This window comes from Streptacidiphilus neutrinimicus, from assembly GCF_000787815.1.
GTDB lineage: Bacteria > Actinomycetota > Actinomycetes > Streptomycetales > Streptomycetaceae > Streptacidiphilus > Streptacidiphilus neutrinimicus.
In genome coordinates this window covers 14,750-30,169 of record NZ_BBPO01000028.1, presented here as the reverse complement: position 1 = coordinate 30,169, position 15,420 = coordinate 14,750, and the positions used below count along the sequence as shown (strand labels likewise).

The window sequence follows — 15,420 nt, the reverse complement described above, 5'->3', positions numbered from 1 at the left end:
GATCGCCTCCCTGGTGCGGTTGCCTGCCGTTGCCTGCGCTGCTTGCCGCGGACAGCCTCTCCCCGAGTGACGGGCCCGGGCAAGGACGCGAGAATGTGAGGGTGGACGCAGGCGTGGCGGACGCGACCGCCGTGCTCGACGAGGCGGTGCGGGGCGTGCCCGCGCCGCCGCTGCGCGGCCTGGTCGCCTGGTACTCCGGCTACCGCCAGCGCGGCGTCGAGCGCAGACGCCACCGCGGCCTGCCGTCCCCGTACCTGACCCTGATCCTCACCCTCGACGAGCCGCTGAGCATCGCCGCGCACCCCGATCTGCGGGATCCTCCCGGCGACTACCTCGTCCTGCTCGGCGGCCTGCACACCGCCCCGGCGCTCATCGAGGTGCCGGGCCGCCAGTCGGGCGTCCAGGTGGCCCTCGGCCCGCTCGGGGCCCGCGCCCTGCTGGGCCTGCCGGCGGGCGGTCTGGCCGGGATCGACGTCCACGCGGAGGACGTCCTCGGCGCGGGCGCGCGATACGCGCAGGAGCGACTGCGGCAGGCGGTGGACTGGCCGGGCAGGTTCGCCGTCCTGGACGCCTGGCTGCTCGGCCGGTTGCGGGACGCGGACCTGCGGGGCGTACGGCTGCCGGCCGAGGTCGCTGAGGCGTGGCGTCTGCTTCGGGCCTCCGGCGGACGCGCGCGGGTAGCGGCGGTGGCCGGGGAAGTCGGCTGGAGCGAGCGGCACCTGCGCAACAGGTTCGTGGCCGAAGTCGGCCTGACGCCGAAGGCGGCGGCCCGGGTGATCCGCTTCGACCTCGCGCGACGACGGCTGGCGCAGCGCGCGACCGCTCCGGACCTTGCGGGCCTCGCCGCGGACCACGGCTACGCCGATCAGTCCCACCTGGACCGCGAGTTCACCGCCCTGGCCGGGTGCGCGCCGACCGCGTGGCTCGCGGAGGAGTTCCGAAACATCCAAGCCGGTCACCATCCGCCGGGCGGAGGGTTGAGGCAGCAGTCAGCTCAGTCGTCGCAGTCAGAGAGCGAGGAGCAGTTCCGATGAGTACCCAACCCGCTGTCCGGAAGGCCCCGCCCGCGCCCCAGGTCTGGCCCACGCTGCGGGCCGAGGACGCCCGTGCGCTGATCCGCTTCCTGGTGGACGCCTTCGGCTTCGAGGAGACCGTCGTCTACGGCGAGGGCGACATGGTCCACCACGCCCAGCTGTCCTGGCCCGAGGGCGGCGGCATCATGCTCGGCTCCGCGCGGGAGTCCGACGCGGACGCCTGGCCGCTGCGCCCAGGCTCGTTCGGCGCGTACGTCGTCACCGCCGACCCCGACGCGGTCCACGCCCGCGCGAAGGCGGCGGGCGCGGAGATCACCAGCGAGCTCCACGAGACGGACTACGGCTCCCGCGACTTCGCCGCCCGCGACCCCGAGGGCAACCGCTGGTCCTTCGGCACCTACCCGGGCGAACCGCGGTAGCGGTTCAGACGCGCGAGAAGTCGCAGCAGTACCCACCCTGTGCGGATGGCCCCGCTCGCCTGGGACCTCAAGCGAGGGAGGGTGGCTTGTCCGAGGGAGGGTGGCTTGTCGCGCCCACGCGCCGTGGAGCCGCAGATCCGTACAGCCTCGCCCACCCGGGGCGCTACGCGCCGCTAGCGCTGCTGGCGCCGTAGCGCCGGGTGGTCGGCGACGACGGTGCAGGAGCCCGGGGCGATCTCGGTGAAGCCCGCGTCGCGGACCAGCGGGAGGCCGGAGGTCGTCAGCTCGGCCCATGCGGCCGGCGCCGCCGGACGGACGGCGAGAGGGAAGCCGTCCGCCTTCCAGGCCGCACGGGCGGAGGCGTCCAGCGCCCACCAGGCCAGCTGCGCCGCGTGGCCGACCTGGGCCATGGACTTGCCCGTGGACATCTCCAGCTCGGGGTTGAGCCACAGCACGGGGGTGACCGGGTCGGCCGGGGCGGGCGGGGTGTCGTCGGTCAGCTCGGTGCCGGAGACCTGGAGCTTGGAGAGCTCCTTCGGCCACCCGTCCAACGGGATCGGCGGGAAGACCCGCACCTCCGCCGCCTTGCCGGTCGTCGTCAGGCCCGGCAGCTCGGACGCCTTGCGCCACTCCGCGCCGCGGGCCCGACGGACGACCTTGCGGATCCGGGCGTCCTCCCAGGCGGCGACGGCCGCCGCCCACTCGCCTTCCGGCGCGGTCACGCGCTCGTCGCTGAGGAAGCTCAGCACGGCACGCGCGGCGGTCTCCAGCGCGTCGGTGTGGCCCGGCGGGTCGGCCTTCTCGACGCGGATGACCAGCGGCAGTACGTACTGCGGTGCGCTGTCGCGGTCGTCCGCGCGGTCGGCGAAAGGCGTCGGCGTGGACGCGGGCTGGGCTGCCGAGGGCTCGGTCGACGCGGGCCGGGTCGACGCGGGCCCGGTGCTCGCGGGCTGGGCGGTCGCGGGCTGGGTGCTCGCAGGCTGGGCGGCCGAGGGCTGGGCGGGTTCGCTGGTCACCGGTCCAGTATCGGTGACCGGCGAACCGCCGGTCCGGCGAGCCCCGTTACGCGTCGACCTCGGCCGGGTGCTCCAGGCCGTACTCGCCGTCGGACTCGCCCTCCAGCTCGCCCGCCGTGGCGCGGTCGAGCAGGCCATGGGCGGTCGAGAGGATCGCGATGCCGACGACGAGCACGCCCGCGCCCAGGTAGAACGGCACGTGCACGTTGTAGTGCTCGACCAGCTTGCCCGCCGCGAAGGGCGCGAGGCCGCCGCCGATGAAGCGGACGAAGCCGTAGGCCGCCGAGGCGATCGGGCGCTCGACCGGGGAGACGCTCATGACGGCCTGGGTGGTGACAGTGTTGTTGATGCCGATCGGGATGCCCGCCGCGATGACGGCGATGACCAGGACGGTCGGGTGGTCGGTCCAGATGCCGATGGCGAGGACGATGACCGCGAACAGGGCCAGGTTGGCGTAGAGGGTCCTCGCGGTGCCGAGGCGGCGCTCGACCCACGGGGCGCCGAAGACGGCGAAGACCGCGACGAGGACTCCCCAGCCGGCGAAGACCCAGCCGAGCTGGATCGCGCCGAGGTGCATCGGGAACGGGGCGTAGCCGAGGACGGTGAAGAAGGCCCAGTTGTAGCAGAGCGCGGCCAGCGAGATGGTCAGCAGGCCGCGGTGGCGCAGGGCCTTGAGCGGTTCGAGCAGGCCGGTGCGCCGCTCCGGCAGCGGCATCGGGCGCACCAGCGTGACGGTGGCAAGCAGGGCTATCGCCATCAGCACGGCGACGCCGTAGAACGGGCCGCGCCAGCTGACCTCGCCGAGGAGGCCGCCGAGCAGCGGGCCGACGGCGATGCCGAGGCCGAGGGCGGTCTCGTAGAGGATGATCGCGCCGACGAAGCCGCCGCTGGCGCTGGCGATGATCACCGCCAGCGAGGTCGCGATGAACAGGGCGTTGCCGACGCCCCAGCCGGCCCGGAAGCCGACGATCTGCCCGATGCTGTGGGACGAGCCGGCCAGCGCGGCGAAGACGACGATGATCGCCAGCCCGACGATCAGCGTCTTCTTGGCGCCGATCCGACTGGAGACCCAGCCGGTGACCAGCATCGCCACGGCGGTGACGACCAGGTAGCTGGTGAAGAGCAGGGTGACCTGGCTGGGGCTGGCGTGCAGCTGGTTGGAGATCGCGGGGAGGATCGGGTCGACCAGCCCGATGCCCATGAAGGAGACGACGCAGGCGAAGGCAACGGCGAAGACGGCCTTCGGCTGCTTGAAGGGACTGGCGCTGCCGTGCGCCTCGGCGGTCTGTTGCATGCTCCAACTATATGCGTGTCCTCTACATCTATCTAGCCCGTCGATTGTGGCCGAGATCGACGCGAAGGCCGTGATCACGCATCCTGCCTGCCCGCCCGCGCTGCGCCCCGTCCTGGACGCGCACCCGGCGCTGCTCGCCGTCGTCGTGCCGCCCACCGCGACCGCCCCCGCGCCCGAGTCCGCGCCCGAATCCGCGGGCCAGGGCGGACGCGTCGTCCCGCGCCGCCCCGAGCACAGGGACTACGGCCTTCGGGATGTCGAAGTAGTGCGTCAGCCGGGCCGCGAGGGTCAGGTCGCCGACGACCGTGAGCCTGCGGGAGATGAACAGCGTGATTGGGTTGGCGTTGCCGGAGGCCAGGTTCGGGAACTCGGTGTCGCCCAGTACCAGCGTCACCTTGGGCGTCGCCTCGCTGCGGCCCTCGGTGACGGTGCAGACGCCCTGCTCGATGGCGGTCTCGGACAAGCAGTCCCCGTCGGCGCCGACCTTCCAGCGGATCACCGCGCCGTAGCGGCGGCCGAGGTCGCCGGGGAGGACCACTCCTCGTCGAGCCGGGCGGGCTGCGGCAGCTCCCCGGCCACGTTGCGCGCGGCCGGGCCCTCGCCGGGGCCGCGATGCAGGTAGGTGCTGACGGGCCGCCAGACCGGCGCGGCGGCGGAGCCGGTCGGCCGGGCCTCGGCGACGACCTCGAAGACCCGGCCCTTGCTGTGCCGACGGGGGCCGTGCCGCGCAGGAGGTGGTCCAGCGACGCGTCGGGCGCGACCGGGCCCACCTGCTCGATCCGGTTGGCCAGATGGACCAGCCCCAGCACCGGCAGCGGGAACTCCCGGGCGGTCATCAGGGCCATGCCCAGTGGGAAGGCGGTCAGGTGCGGGTACGCGGCGGCCAGGCGGTCGGCCTCGCCGTCCCGGTGGCCGTGGCCGCGGCATCCGGCCGTCCCGGCGGGGGCGTTCGGAGAGCTCAGGCTCACGCGTCCGCAGGGGGCCACGCCGCAAGCGTCCGGCGTGTCGTGAAGCGCAGTTCCTCGCCGCTGACGGGGTCGGTGAACGCCAGCACCGAGGCGAGCAGTTGCAGCGGGTCGGAGAAGTCGTCCGGGGCGCTTTCGGGCAGCACGACGGGGTAGACCGGGTCGTTGAGGATCGGAATGCCCAACCCGCTCATGTGCAGGCGCAACTGGTGGGTCCGGCCGGTGGCCGGCAGCAGCCGGTACCGGCCGAGGCCGCCCGCGTGCTCCAGCAGTTCGACGCGGCTTTCCGCATTCGGTGCGGCATCGGTCAGTTCGTGGGCGGCGATGACGCCGCGCTCCTTGACGATATGACTGCGGACCGTCGTCGGGAGCGCGAGCTCCGGCCGGTAGGGGGCGACCGCCTGGTACTCCTTGCGGACCAGGCGGTCGGCGAAGAGGCTCTGGTAGACCCCGCGGTGGGCCGGGTGGACGACGAACAGCGCGAGCCCGGCGGTCAGCCGGTCCAGCCGGTGCGCCGGGCTGAGCTCCGGCAGGTCGAGGTCGTGCCGGAGCCGGGCGAGCGCGGTCTCGGTGACGTGGCTGCCGCGCGGCGTGGTCGCCAGGAAGTGCGGCTTGTCGACGACGAGGATCCGCTCGTCGCGGTGGAGCACCTCCAGCGCGAACGGGACCGTTGTCTCGGGGGCCAGTTCGCGGTGGAACCAGAGCCAGCTGCCGGGCCGGTAGGGCGTGTCGGGCGCGAGCGGGCCGGCCTCGCCGTGGATCTCACCGGCGGCCAGCATGGCGTCGAAGTGGCTCGCGGGGACCGCGGGCAGGCGGTCGGCGAGGTAGGCGCGGACGGTCGGCCAGGCGCCCTCGACCGGCAGCCGCATGCGGACCGGGTCGATGCCCTTGCGCTGCGGCAGCGGCGAGGGCGGAGCGTGGTGCCTGCGTCGCATGGGATCAGCCTAACGTCCCAGCTCAGCCGTGCTAGGGGAGGGCCGCCTCGGACGGTGCGACAACAGCGGGCGGCCTGGGGTCGACGCGGTGATCGCGAGGCGCCGAAGGTGTCGCGAACAGCGAGGGGCGGGCGGTCCACCCCCGTTGTCCGGCACCGGCCTTGACCTTCCGTGTCGCCCGAGGGCCGCCCGTGTCGTCGTCCAACTCGCTGAGGAATATATCAGGCGAATCAAGCGAATTGGACACATAGGGCAAAGCGCTTGGAGTGTCAGGCGGAACGTCAACGTACCACCTCTCGGATCATCATTCGGCCCGGCGTGTCGGGCATTCGGGCTCGGCGGCCGAGGCGCTATCGGTGTGCTGCACGCGTGTCGCGCGCCATGCGGCGTTCACCCGGACGTCGCCTCGGCGTACCGGCGCGGGGCAGGTGCCGCCCCTAGCGTGGGCGGGTCCTGCCGGTCCACGACGCGCCCACAGGAGTCCCGGTGAACGACGCCACACCGTCCATGCCCCGTACGGCCGACGAATCGTCAACACAGACTGACGCAACGTCAACGGTCATTGACCGCCGCACCGCTCTGCGCCTGGCCGGCGCAGGTGGCGCACTCGCCGTCGGCGCGAGCCTGATCGGCGCGCCGGCCGCGCGCGCCGCGACCGCGACGACGCCGTCCGCGGGCTCCCCGATGCTGCTCACCGCCCCCGAGACGCTCGGCGCGCCGCCGGTGGAGGGCCTGCACCTGACCTTCGGCGAGGACCCGGCCACGCAGATGACGGTCAGTTGGACCAGCGAGGGCCCGGTCCGCGACCCGCAGGTGAAATACGGCACATTCGAGGGCGGCTTCGGCCGCGGCGTCGCCGCCGAGACCGTCACCTACGTCGACGGCGTCAGCAACCGCACGGTGTACGTCCACCACGCCCGGCTGGAGGGGCTGCGCCCCGACACCTTCTACACCTACGCCGCGATGCACGGCGGTGCCCGCCCCGACGCGGGCACCTTCCGCACCGCCCCGCGCGGCCGACGGCCCCTCACCTTCACCAGCTTCGGCGACCAGGCCGTCCCGAACACCGTCTGGCAGCCAGACGGCAACGGCGGGTTCAAGGTCGTCGACGCCGGCATCGGCTCCCCGGCCGCCGCCGACATCGTGGGCGGCGTCGAGCAGGTGGACCCGCTGTTCCACCTCCTCAACGGCGACCTCTGCTACGCCAACATCAGCGCCGACCGGCTGGCCACCTGGAAGGGCTTCCACGCCAACAACTCCCGCTCCGCGCGCTTCCGCGCCTGGATGCCGGCCGCGGGCAACCACGAGGACGAGCACGCCAACGGCCCGATCGGCTACTCCGCCTACCAGGCCCGTTTCGCGCTGCCCCGCAACGGCTCCACCGACCCGGAGACGGCCGGCCTCTGGTACTCCTTCACCGCCGGCTCCGTGCACGTGGTCGTCCTGCAGAACGATGACGTCGCCTACCAGGACGGCGGCGACAACTACGTCCACGGCTACAGCGGCGGCGCGCAGGCGGCCTGGCTGGAGAAGGACCTGCGGCGCGCCCGGGCCGACAGCGACATCGACTGGATCGTCGTCTGCATGCACCAGGTGATCATCAGCTCCGCCGACGCCAACGGCGCGGATCTCGGCCTGCGTCAGGCCTGGGGCCCGCTGTTCGACCGCTACGGCGTCGACCTCGTCGTCTGCGGCCACGAGCACCACTACGAGCGCTCGCTCGCGGTGCGCGGCGTCGTCAGCGGGACCGAGACCCTCACGCCGAACCCCGTCTCCGACGCGACCGAATCGATCGACACCTCGCTCGGCACCGTCCACATGGTGCTCGGCGGTGGCGGCACTTCCGCCCCGTCCAACGGCAAGCTGTTCACCCCGGACAAGGCCAAGGTCCTCACCGGGGTCGGCCCCGTCGGCTCCAACGGCAAGCGTCCGCCGGTCTACGTCTTCGAGCAGACCCCCTGGTCGGCGTTCCGCGACGCGGAGCACGCCTACGGCTTCGCGGCGTTCACCGTCGACCCCGGCCGCCATGCGGGTGACACCACCCGCATGCACGTGACCTACTACAACGTCGGCCAGCCGGACGGCTCGATCACCCCGCTGGAGTCCTTCGTCCTGTACCGCAAGCGCAACGACGGATAGGTGCACTGTCCAGGGGCGCAGGGCGCCGGGCGCGCCCCCGAGGTTGTCGGTGGCTGGGGTTAGCCTGCGGGTATGGCTACCCAGGTCCCTGCACCCCGTGAGCTCGACGAGCTGCCCTTCGCTCCGCACCTGCGCCGGTTCGCCGGCGGGCGTCTGCGCGGGGGTGCGTTCGACACCGTGCACATCGACGGAGTCGACTTCGCGGACGAGCGGGTCGAGGAGGCGAGCTTCGTCGAGGCGGCGCTGTCCGCCGCCTCGTTCGAGGGTGTGCGGATGCGGCGGGCGCGGCTCAACGACGTGTGGATGCAGGGTGTGCGGATGGTCGGCTGCGATCTCGCGGAGAGCAACTGGCTGGACGTGGAGGCCGTCGGCGGGGTCTTCGCCGGGCTCGAGGTCCACGGGGCGGGCCTGCGCCGCGTGGTGTTCCACGGCTGCAAGTTCGACTCGCTGAACCTGCGCGGGGCCAAGCTGCACGAGGTGGTGTTCCACGACTGCGTCCTGCGGGAGTTGGATCTCTCCGGTGCCGCGTTGACGGAGTGTTCGTTCCCCGGCTCCCGTCTGGAGCAGGTCCACCTCCACCAGGCGAGACTGACGGAGGTGGACCTGCGCGAGGCGGTCGCGCTCGAACTGGCCGACGGCGTCGACTCGCTGCGCGGGGCGGCGGTCACGCCGACGCAGTTGCTGGAGCTCGCCCCGGCCCTCGCCGTCGCGCTGGGGGTGACCGTGCGCGAGGCCGGTGGGCCGCTCAGAGGCGCGGTCAGGCGGGGCAGCCGGAGTCGGCGATGACGTAGTAGCCGGGCGCCGTCTCCTCCAGGGTGTGGGTGTAGAAGACGTTGTCCAGGCCGAGGCTCGCGTTGGAGCCGTTGGCGTAGGCGATGCCGCCCACGTCGTGGGCGCGTCCCGCGGTCACTTGGGCGTAGTTCGACCCCGGGTAGCAGCTCGGCGTGTACGTGGCAGTCGGCGTCGGCGTCGGCGACGCGGACGCGCTGACGCTCGCGGAGGGTGACGGCGACGGGCCCGCGCCCGTGATGCCCCAGAACTGCGCCGTGTAGTACGACGAGCAGATGTAGCCGAGGAAGTACGCCCCTGTCTGCCCGCACTGCGTGCTGCCCGTTCCCGGGTCGACGGCGAGGCCGTGGCCCATGCCGGAAATGCTGTACAGCTCCACGGCGGGGTTGCCGTTCGCGTCGTCGTAGACGCTCTCCGTGGTGCCGCCGGTCAGCGACTGCGTGCTGGAGGCCGTCTGCGGGATGCCCCAGGCGTTCGTCCACTGGTCGCGCAGCTCCGTCGAGTTGACGGGGTAGACGGTGTAGTCCGCCGTACCCTGCCAGATTGCGACGCGCGGCCACGGGCCGGTCCAGCCGGGGTCGGAGCTGCGGACCTTGTCGCCCCACTGGGCGGGGGTGAGGTTCTGGTTGTTCTGCTGGCAGCCGGAGGCCGCGCTCTGGCTGGTGGCGCACTGGGCGGCCAGACCGGAGTCGACGGAGCCGCCGGCGAAGACGTCGGGGTAGTCGGCGAGGAGGTCCGCGGTCATACCTGCGCCCGCGGACAGGCCGGTGACGAAGACCCGCTTGGTGTCGGAGTGGTACTGGCCGAGCGCGTAGTCGACCATCGCCTTGACCGATGCGGCTTCGCCGTTGCCGCGCGTGTCCTTGGTCGAGTCGAACCAGGAGAAGCAGGACAGCGCGTTGTTGGTGCTGTTGGTCTGCGGGAAGACGACGGCGAAGCCGTAGGTGTCGGCGAGCTGCGCCCAGCCGGAGTCGTCGTAGTAGTTCGTCGCCGTCTGGGTGCAGCCGTGCAGGGCGACGACGAGCGGCGCGCCGCTCGCAAGGCCCGCCGGGGCGTACTCGTACATGGCGAGGTTGCCGGGGTTGCTGCCGAACGAGCCGACCTGCGTGAGCGAGCCGGAGTTCGCGGTCGCGGCGCCGGGCACGGCGATCAGGCCGACGACGGCGAGCACGGCGGCGGCGAGCGTCGCCAGCAGCGTTCTCCGTCTGCGCGTGGCGGACGTCATGGGGGACATCGGAGCGGACATGTCGGGCTCCTGGGGTGGGGGAGTGGCCACCCGGAACCTAGGAGCGGAGCAGCTCCGTCGACATGTGTGTGTACACCACAACCGCGCCCGCGCGATAGCGGGCCGCCACGCAGACGCCGGGAGACCGTCGGGGCCGGGACGCGGACCCGCCGGGGCTCAGTAGCCGGTGCGCTCGGTGTCGTCGAAGACCAGCTCGTCCTCGTCGTGCACCCGCCCGCAGCTGTGCGGACCGGTGCACGGCCTGGCGGCCTGCCGCCGCGGACGCGGCAGCTGCCAGCCGGCCTCGACCAGCAGATGCGCCTGGGAGTCGACGGAAGCGGCGGTCTCGTCGTGGGTGAAGGAGAAGGAATCCACCAGCATGGGAGGCTCCGTGTCTCTACGGGGGCCAGCTTGTGCGCTGCCTGTGAAGCGACACTAAGGCAGAAAAGGCCTGTTCCCGCGGGAGTTCACCAGCAGTTCCACCGATGGTGCGGAGCATGTCAGGTCGGTTCCCGTCACTTCACCCGGATGGCACTCGCCGCTGCCTGAAGGGCGGGGACGGCCGCCTCGGCGGCGGTGATCGCCTCGCGCTGGCGGGCGTACAGGACGCCGTAGCCGAAGCCGGGCTCGCCCGCCAGGTGCGCGGCCTCCGCCAGGCCCGGAAGGGCCTGCGCCGCCATGAAGGCGTCCTGGCGTTCGCCGAGCACCGTCTGCAGGTCCTTCATGGCCTTGGCGAAGCGCGGCTGCGCCGCCCCCTCGCCCGCGTAGCGGGCCCGCTTGGCGGCGCGGCGGGCGGCGTGCATGGCGTCGTCCCGCTCCGCCGTCCCAGGAGTGAGGTCCAGGGCCGCGGCGACGCGGTGGCAGGCACGGTGCTGTTCGCGAGTGAGCAGCCGCCGCACCTCCCCTGCGGCCGGGCGCTCGGCGCGCCCGCGCAGCGGCGGGTGGGCGGCCAGCGCGTCCAGGGTGTCGAGCAGCGCGAAGTACCGCGGCCCCTCCAGCTCACGCATGGTCTGCCGCCAGGCCGTGCGGTACCCCTGCCGGGACCAGTTCCGCAGCCGGCGGCGGATCGGGCCGGGGTGCTCGGTGCGCTCGAGGGTGTCCAGGTCCCGCAGCAGCCGCTCGCCCAGCACCTCGCGGTCGCGGGCGGTGCCGAGAGCGTGCCCCAGCCAGCGCAGCTCCTCCTCCAGCGTCGCCACCTCGTCCACCCGCAGCAGGCGCTCGTGCACGCGCAGCGTGCTGCGCAGACGGCGGGCGCTGACGCGCATCTGGTGCACGGCGTCGGGCGCGTCGCGGCGGACCTCGGCGTCCTGGGCGAGGAGCTGGCCGACCTGCTGCCGGAGCAGGGCCGTGAGCAGCGCGCCGATGCTGCCGGGCGAGGAGTCCGTCGTCCGGCCCGCCTCCGGCTGCGTCGGGGCCGTCGGCCCGAGGGCGCGGGCGAGCTTGGACGCGCTGGCGCTGCGCCGCAGACCGGCCCCCAGCAGCCGCTGCTCGACGGCGTCGAGCAGCGGGAGGTCGCCGTCGACGAGCTCGGCCTCGACCTCGTGCCAGCTCTCGGCGTGCCGGACGGCTCCGGCGGGGTCCAGGGCCTGGGCGGTGACCGAGTCGTCGGCCAGCTCGACCAGGGTGCGCTCGGCGCCGTCCGTCAGCAGCGTGCGCCGTCGCTCGGTGGCGAGCCGCGCGACGGGCGCCAGGCGGCCGTCGCGGACGTAGGCGCGGACGCGGGCCAGGAACTCCGCCGGGACGTGCGGCGGCGCGTCCGGATCGGCGGTGGACGTCGACGCGTCGAGGGGCAGGTGCAGCTCCAGTCGGGCGCCGTCGGCGGTCGGGAGCTTGAGGTGCCAGCCGGCGTCGTGGCCGCCGGTGCGGCGGCGCAGTGTGATCCGGCGGGCGAGCAGGCGCAGGTCGGGCGTGTCGTAGTAGACGGCCCGCAGGCTCTCGGAGTCGGCCGAGACGGCGGTGAGCAGCCCGTTCGTCCCGGCGGCCGTCTTGCCGCCCGGTCCGCCGTGCTCACCGGCGCTCAGCGGGACGTCGGTGAGCGAGGGGAGGGCCGCTGCCGCGTCGCCCTCGTACTTGCGCTCCCGCTCGACGTGCCCGACCGGCTCCGCAGGCCGGCGTGCCGTCGTCCTGCGGGCCTTGTGCGAGGCCGACTTCTGCGACTTCTGCGACGTCGACTTCAGGGACGTCGTCTTCTGCGCCATCGTCCGCGCTCCCTTCCAGGATCTTCCCGGTCGAGGCACCGGTCACGCGTGTCCCGTCCGTCCGCTGTGAGACTTCCTGTTCAGCTTTCCGAAAGGGCCTCGGGGCAACCCTCCATCGCGCCGAGAATCCGCTCGGAGATCTGCGTCAACTGGGTGACCTGCTCCTCGCTCAGCGGGTCGAAGAAGAGCGTGCGGACCAACTCGACGTGGCGGGGCGCCGCCGCCTCGATGGCCCGGCGGCCGGCGTCGGTGATCACGACGAAGGAGCCGCGGCCGTCCTCGGTGCACTCGGCGCGCTCGATCAGGCCGCGCTTGACCATACGGGCCAGGTGGTGCGAGAGCCGGCTCTTCTCCCACTGGAGGTTGCGTGCCAGCTCCAGCACCCGGACTCGCCCTTCGGGCACGTCGGTGAGGACCACCAGCACCGAGAAGTCGGCGATGGAGATGTCGGACTCCGCCTGTATCTGGCGGGCGAGCTGTGCGTCGAGCTGCTGGCGCATCCGCATGAAGGTGCGCCACAGATGCTGCTCGGCGGGGGTCAGCCAGCGCGGTTCGGTGGGGTCGACTGAGGCGGTCGGGGTGGGGGAAGGACGGGATGTGCTGGTCATGAAAGAAATCCTACCTCTTTGGTTGACATGTCATCCAGATCGGTGCACTCTGTAGATGACGGATCAACCACTTGGAAGAGGTCATCGTGAGCACCACCACCATCACCCCCGCGCTGAACGGCAGCTACACCATCGACCAGGCGCACAGCCGCATCGGCTTCGTCGCCCGCCACGCGATGGTCACCAAGGTGCGCGGCTCGTTCAACAGCTTCGACGGCGCGGTCGCCGTCGACGCGGAGAAGCCCCAGGACTCGTCGGTCGAGCTCACCATCGACGTGGACAGCATCGACACCCGCAACGCCGACCGTGACGGCCACCTGCGCACCAACGACTTCCTCGACGTCGCGAACCACCCGACGATCACCTTCCGCTCCACCGACGCCGCCTTCGACGGCGAGACGCTCGAGCTGACCGGCGACCTGACGGTGCGCGGCGTCACCCAGCGGGTCACCGTCCCGTTCTCCTTCGAGGGCGCGGCCACCGACCCGTTCGGCAACGACCGCCTCGGCTTCGAGGGCCAGTACGCGATCAGCCGCAAGGACTACGGCATCACCTGGAACGCCGCGCTGGAGACCGGTGGCGTCCTGGTCAGCGACAAGATCGTGCTCGAGTTCGAGATCTCGCTGGTCAAGAACAAGAACGCCTGAGTTCGATCAAGGGGTGAGCCTGCCGAAGCCGGGGGTCCCGGTCGGCGATAGCCTGTCCGAATGATCGGTCTGAGTGGCACTCACCACCACGAGTACGAAGAGAATCCCGGCCGCAACGGCTCCACCGCGACGATCGAGGTGGAGCCGCGCGGTCTGCGCATCGTGCACATGAGCTACGCGCCGCGGCACGACGGCGACCCGGACCCGGGCGAGATCGTCTGGACCTGGGTGCCCTTCGAAGAACGCGACGGCCGTGGCAAGGACCGCCCGGTGCTGATCGTCGCCCGCGAGCACGCCGGCACGCTGCTGGCGGTCGAGCTGACCAGCAAGCGCCACGACCGCAGCACCGGCGACGACGTCGCCGAGTGGGTCGCCCTCGGCCAGGGCCCCTGGGACCGTGACGCCCGCGACTCCTGGGTCAACCTCGAGCGCGTCTTCCGCGTCCACCCGGGCGGCATGCGCCGCGAGGCGGCCTCCCTCGATCTCGACCGCTTCACGCTCGTCGCCGCCCGGCTGATGCACCTGTACGGATGGCAGGCCTGATCCGTCGCCCGATCCGTCCGATCCGCTGTCTCATGCTCCGTCAATCCGCTTAAGGTGTAGGCGGATTGACGGAGCACTCAGAGCAGCCGCAAGGGGGCGGGCCTTGTTCGCGATCGAGCACCATGACGTCCGGGTCAACGGCATCACGCTGCACTACGCGGCGGCGGGGGATCCCGACGCGCCGCTGGTCATGCTGCTGCACGGCTTCCCCGAGTGCTGGTACTCCTGGCGCCACCAGCTCCCGGCCCTGGCCGCGGCCGGCTACCGCGCCGTCGCCCCCGACCAGCGCGGCTTCGGCCGCAGCGACGCGCCCGAGCCGGTCGAGGCCTACACACTGCCGCACATGGTCGGCGATGTCGTCACCCTCACCCGCGCGCTGGGTGCCTCGCGCTTCGCCGTCGTCGGGCACGACTGGGGCGCGCCCGTCGCGTGGCTGACCGCGCTGCTCCGTCCCGACCTGGTCCGCGGGGTCGTCGGCCTCAGCGTCGCGCCGCCGCTGCCGCGCCAGGGCGACACCCCGCCGCTCGCGGTCATGGACGTGCTCTTCCAGGGGCGCTTCTACTGGAACTACTTCAACCGCCGCGGCCTGGCCGACGCCGAGTTCGCCGCGGATCCCGAGCGCACCTTCCGCGCCTTCCTCTACGGCGCGAGCGGGGACAACCCGCGCAACGATCCCCGGCCGCCGCAGCCGCTCACGCAGCCGGACGGGACCTTCCTCGGCTCACTGGACGACACCCAGCGGATCCCGTCCTGGGCGACGGAGGACGACATCGCCGTCTTCGCCGCCGAGTACGCGAAGAACGGCTTCACCGGCGGCCTGAACTGGTACCGGAACCTCGACCGCAACTGGGAGCTTTCGGCCGCCTGGGACCGCCTGCCGCTCCGCGTCCCCGGCCTGTACGTGCACGGCGACCGCGACCTCGTCATGAGCTTCCCCGGCATGGACGACGTCAGGGGCGCTCTCCCGCAGGCGTACCCCACCCTCCAGCCGTCCCTCATCCTCCCGGGCTGCGGCCACTGGACCCAGCAGGAGCGCCCGGCCGAGGTCAACACCGCGCTCCTGGACTTCCTGGCGGGCCTGCAAGGCTGACGCCATGCCCGGGTCGTCACCACCGCCCGCCTTCCCGACCTCCACGCGCGGGCCGGGTAGGCGCTCCGGGGCGGCCGGCCTGCCTTCGTCCTGCACGACCCGCTAAGCTCCGGCGCGCCGGACACGCTCTGCATCACGGCCGTCACCGTGCGGCCCGACCGGGCGCGGGGCGGACCGGCGGAAAGGTGATCCGCGCGCTGCGGGCGCCGGCGGAGAGCGGTTTCGCTTCGGGCGGAGGCAGTCGGATCCACCGGATCCTACAAATGCGGAGAATTCGGAAATTTCGCTTCCGTAGCGTCCCCCGTCACGGCCTCCGGTGAACGGGCACCCCCCCGTAGTGCCCGCCACCAGGCACGTTGCCGTGCGGTCCGGCCATCATGGTTGTACTCGAACCGGAGTCGGCACCCCCATGAGGCGGTTGGCAGACCTCCGATCGGGGGTTCGATTTTCATAAGGTTGTGCCCTGAGGTACGGTCGCGCGAGGTGCGCTGTGGCGCATGCCGGAACACACAGGTAGG

Annotated in this window: 15 protein-coding genes; 7 read left to right on the top strand and 8 right to left on the bottom strand. The window is 72.5% G+C overall.

Translation table 11 applies throughout. The features are described from left to right. Positions 1–101 precede the first annotated feature (101 nt). Entirely contained in the window at positions 102–1,034 is a 933-nt protein-coding gene (locus tag TR48_RS19105; protein ID WP_236652219.1) for an AraC family transcriptional regulator, read from the top strand. Next, positions 1,031–1,453: a VOC family protein gene (locus tag TR48_RS19100; RefSeq protein WP_042368879.1), complete on the top strand. Its 423-nt coding sequence runs from the start codon at positions 1,031–1,033 to the stop codon at positions 1,451–1,453. The genes TR48_RS19105 and TR48_RS19100 overlap by 4 nt, the downstream gene beginning before the upstream one ends. Before the next feature lie 173 nt (positions 1,454–1,626). Here the strand turns inward: TR48_RS19100 and TR48_RS19095 are convergent, their stop codons facing one another. The 4 genes from TR48_RS19095 to TR48_RS19080 form a co-directional block, all read right to left on the bottom strand. Beyond that, complete coding sequence (locus tag TR48_RS19095; protein ID WP_042368966.1) at positions 1,627–2,277, bottom strand: aminoacyl-tRNA hydrolase; 651 nt, start codon at positions 2,275–2,277, stop codon at positions 1,627–1,629. Between the two features lie 238 nt (positions 2,278–2,515). After that, positions 2,516–3,763: an MFS transporter gene (locus TR48_RS19090; RefSeq protein ID WP_042368876.1), complete on the bottom strand. Its 1,248-nt coding sequence runs from the start codon at positions 3,761–3,763 to the stop codon at positions 2,516–2,518. 28 nt (positions 3,764–3,791) lie between these two features. Then, complete coding sequence (locus TR48_RS38995) at positions 3,792–4,301, bottom strand: SCP2 sterol-binding domain-containing protein (RefSeq protein WP_052442783.1); 510 nt, start codon at positions 4,299–4,301, stop codon at positions 3,792–3,794. 426 nt (positions 4,302–4,727) lie between these two features. Further along, complete coding sequence (locus tag TR48_RS19080) at positions 4,728–5,663, bottom strand: pseudouridine synthase (protein ID WP_042368875.1); 936 nt, start codon at positions 5,661–5,663, stop codon at positions 4,728–4,730. 486 nt (positions 5,664–6,149) lie between these two features. Between TR48_RS19080 and TR48_RS19075 the strand changes: the two genes are divergently transcribed. Further along, positions 6,150–7,802, top strand: a complete 1,653-nt coding sequence (locus TR48_RS19075) for a purple acid phosphatase family protein (protein ID WP_369405591.1) — start codon at positions 6,150–6,152, stop codon at positions 7,800–7,802. 72 nt (positions 7,803–7,874) lie between these two features. Then, a complete protein-coding gene (locus tag TR48_RS19070; protein ID WP_042368872.1) occupies positions 7,875–8,588 on the top strand; it encodes a pentapeptide repeat-containing protein in 714 nt (237 codons plus the stop codon). Here TR48_RS19070 and TR48_RS19065 read toward each other — a convergent pair. The 4 genes from TR48_RS19065 to TR48_RS19050 all read right to left on the bottom strand — a co-directional run bounded on the left by TR48_RS19065 (position 8,560) and on the right by TR48_RS19050 (position 12,622). Continuing rightward, entirely contained in the window at positions 8,560–9,816 is a 1,257-nt protein-coding gene (locus TR48_RS19065; RefSeq protein WP_042368962.1) for an extracellular catalytic domain type 1 short-chain-length polyhydroxyalkanoate depolymerase, read from the bottom strand. The genes TR48_RS19070 and TR48_RS19065 overlap by 29 nt on opposite strands. Positions 9,817–9,993: 177 nt before the next feature. Continuing rightward, entirely contained in the window at positions 9,994–10,197 is a 204-nt protein-coding gene (locus TR48_RS19060; RefSeq protein WP_042368870.1) for a hypothetical protein, read from the bottom strand. 134 nt (positions 10,198–10,331) lie between these two features. Next, on the bottom strand, positions 10,332–12,014 hold the full coding sequence (locus TR48_RS19055) for a CYTH and CHAD domain-containing protein (RefSeq protein WP_052442782.1): 1,683 nt from the start codon (positions 12,012–12,014) through the stop codon (positions 10,332–10,334). A gap of 80 nt (positions 12,015–12,094) precedes the next feature. Further along, positions 12,095–12,622 carry a MarR family winged helix-turn-helix transcriptional regulator gene (locus TR48_RS19050; protein ID WP_042368862.1) on the bottom strand — a complete coding sequence of 176 codons (528 nt, stop codon included), beginning with the start codon at positions 12,620–12,622 and terminating at the stop codon, positions 12,095–12,097. A gap of 86 nt (positions 12,623–12,708) precedes the next feature. On the opposite strand from TR48_RS19050, the gene TR48_RS19045 reads away from it, so the two are divergent. The 3 genes from TR48_RS19045 to TR48_RS19035 all read left to right on the top strand — a co-directional run bounded on the left by TR48_RS19045 (position 12,709) and on the right by TR48_RS19035 (position 14,902). Next, complete coding sequence (locus tag TR48_RS19045; RefSeq protein ID WP_042368959.1) at positions 12,709–13,269, top strand: YceI family protein; 561 nt, start codon at positions 12,709–12,711, stop codon at positions 13,267–13,269. A 60-nt stretch (positions 13,270–13,329) separates the two neighbouring features. Beyond that, positions 13,330–13,812: a type II toxin-antitoxin system PemK/MazF family toxin gene (locus tag TR48_RS19040; RefSeq protein WP_042368859.1), complete on the top strand. Its 483-nt coding sequence runs from the start codon at positions 13,330–13,332 to the stop codon at positions 13,810–13,812. A 103-nt stretch (positions 13,813–13,915) separates the two neighbouring features. Further along, positions 13,916–14,902 (top strand): alpha/beta fold hydrolase, encoded by a 987-nt coding sequence (locus tag TR48_RS19035; RefSeq protein ID WP_236652218.1) that lies wholly within the window; start codon positions 13,916–13,918, stop codon positions 14,900–14,902. Positions 14,903–15,420: the final 518 nt, after the last annotated feature.

What these genes read in the sequence shown, in the direction of transcription:
- TR48_RS19100 (WP_042368879.1), top strand. Translation starts at nt 1,031, where the DNA reads ATGAGTACCCAACCCGCTGTCCGGAAGGCCCCGCCCGCGCCCCAGGTC.
- TR48_RS19090 (WP_042368876.1), bottom strand. Translation starts at nt 3,763, where the DNA reads ATGCAACAGACCGCCGAGGCGCACGGCAGCGCCAGTCCCTTCAAGCAG.
- TR48_RS19080 (WP_042368875.1), bottom strand. Translation starts at nt 5,663, where the DNA reads ATGCGACGCAGGCACCACGCTCCGCCCTCGCCGCTGCCGCAGCGCAAG.
- TR48_RS19070 (WP_042368872.1), top strand. Translation starts at nt 7,875, where the DNA reads ATGGCTACCCAGGTCCCTGCACCCCGTGAGCTCGACGAGCTGCCCTTC.
- TR48_RS19065 (WP_042368962.1), bottom strand. Translation starts at nt 9,816, where the DNA reads ATGACGTCCGCCACGCGCAGACGGAGAACGCTGCTGGCGACGCTCGCC.
- TR48_RS19060 (WP_042368870.1), bottom strand. Translation starts at nt 10,197, where the DNA reads ATGCTGGTGGATTCCTTCTCCTTCACCCACGACGAGACCGCCGCTTCC.
- TR48_RS19055 (WP_052442782.1), bottom strand. Translation starts at nt 12,014, where the DNA reads ATGGCGCAGAAGACGACGTCCCTGAAGTCGACGTCGCAGAAGTCGCAG.
- TR48_RS19050 (WP_042368862.1), bottom strand. Translation starts at nt 12,622, where the DNA reads ATGACCAGCACATCCCGTCCTTCCCCCACCCCGACCGCCTCAGTCGAC.
- TR48_RS19040 (WP_042368859.1), top strand. Translation starts at nt 13,330, where the DNA reads ATGATCGGTCTGAGTGGCACTCACCACCACGAGTACGAAGAGAATCCC.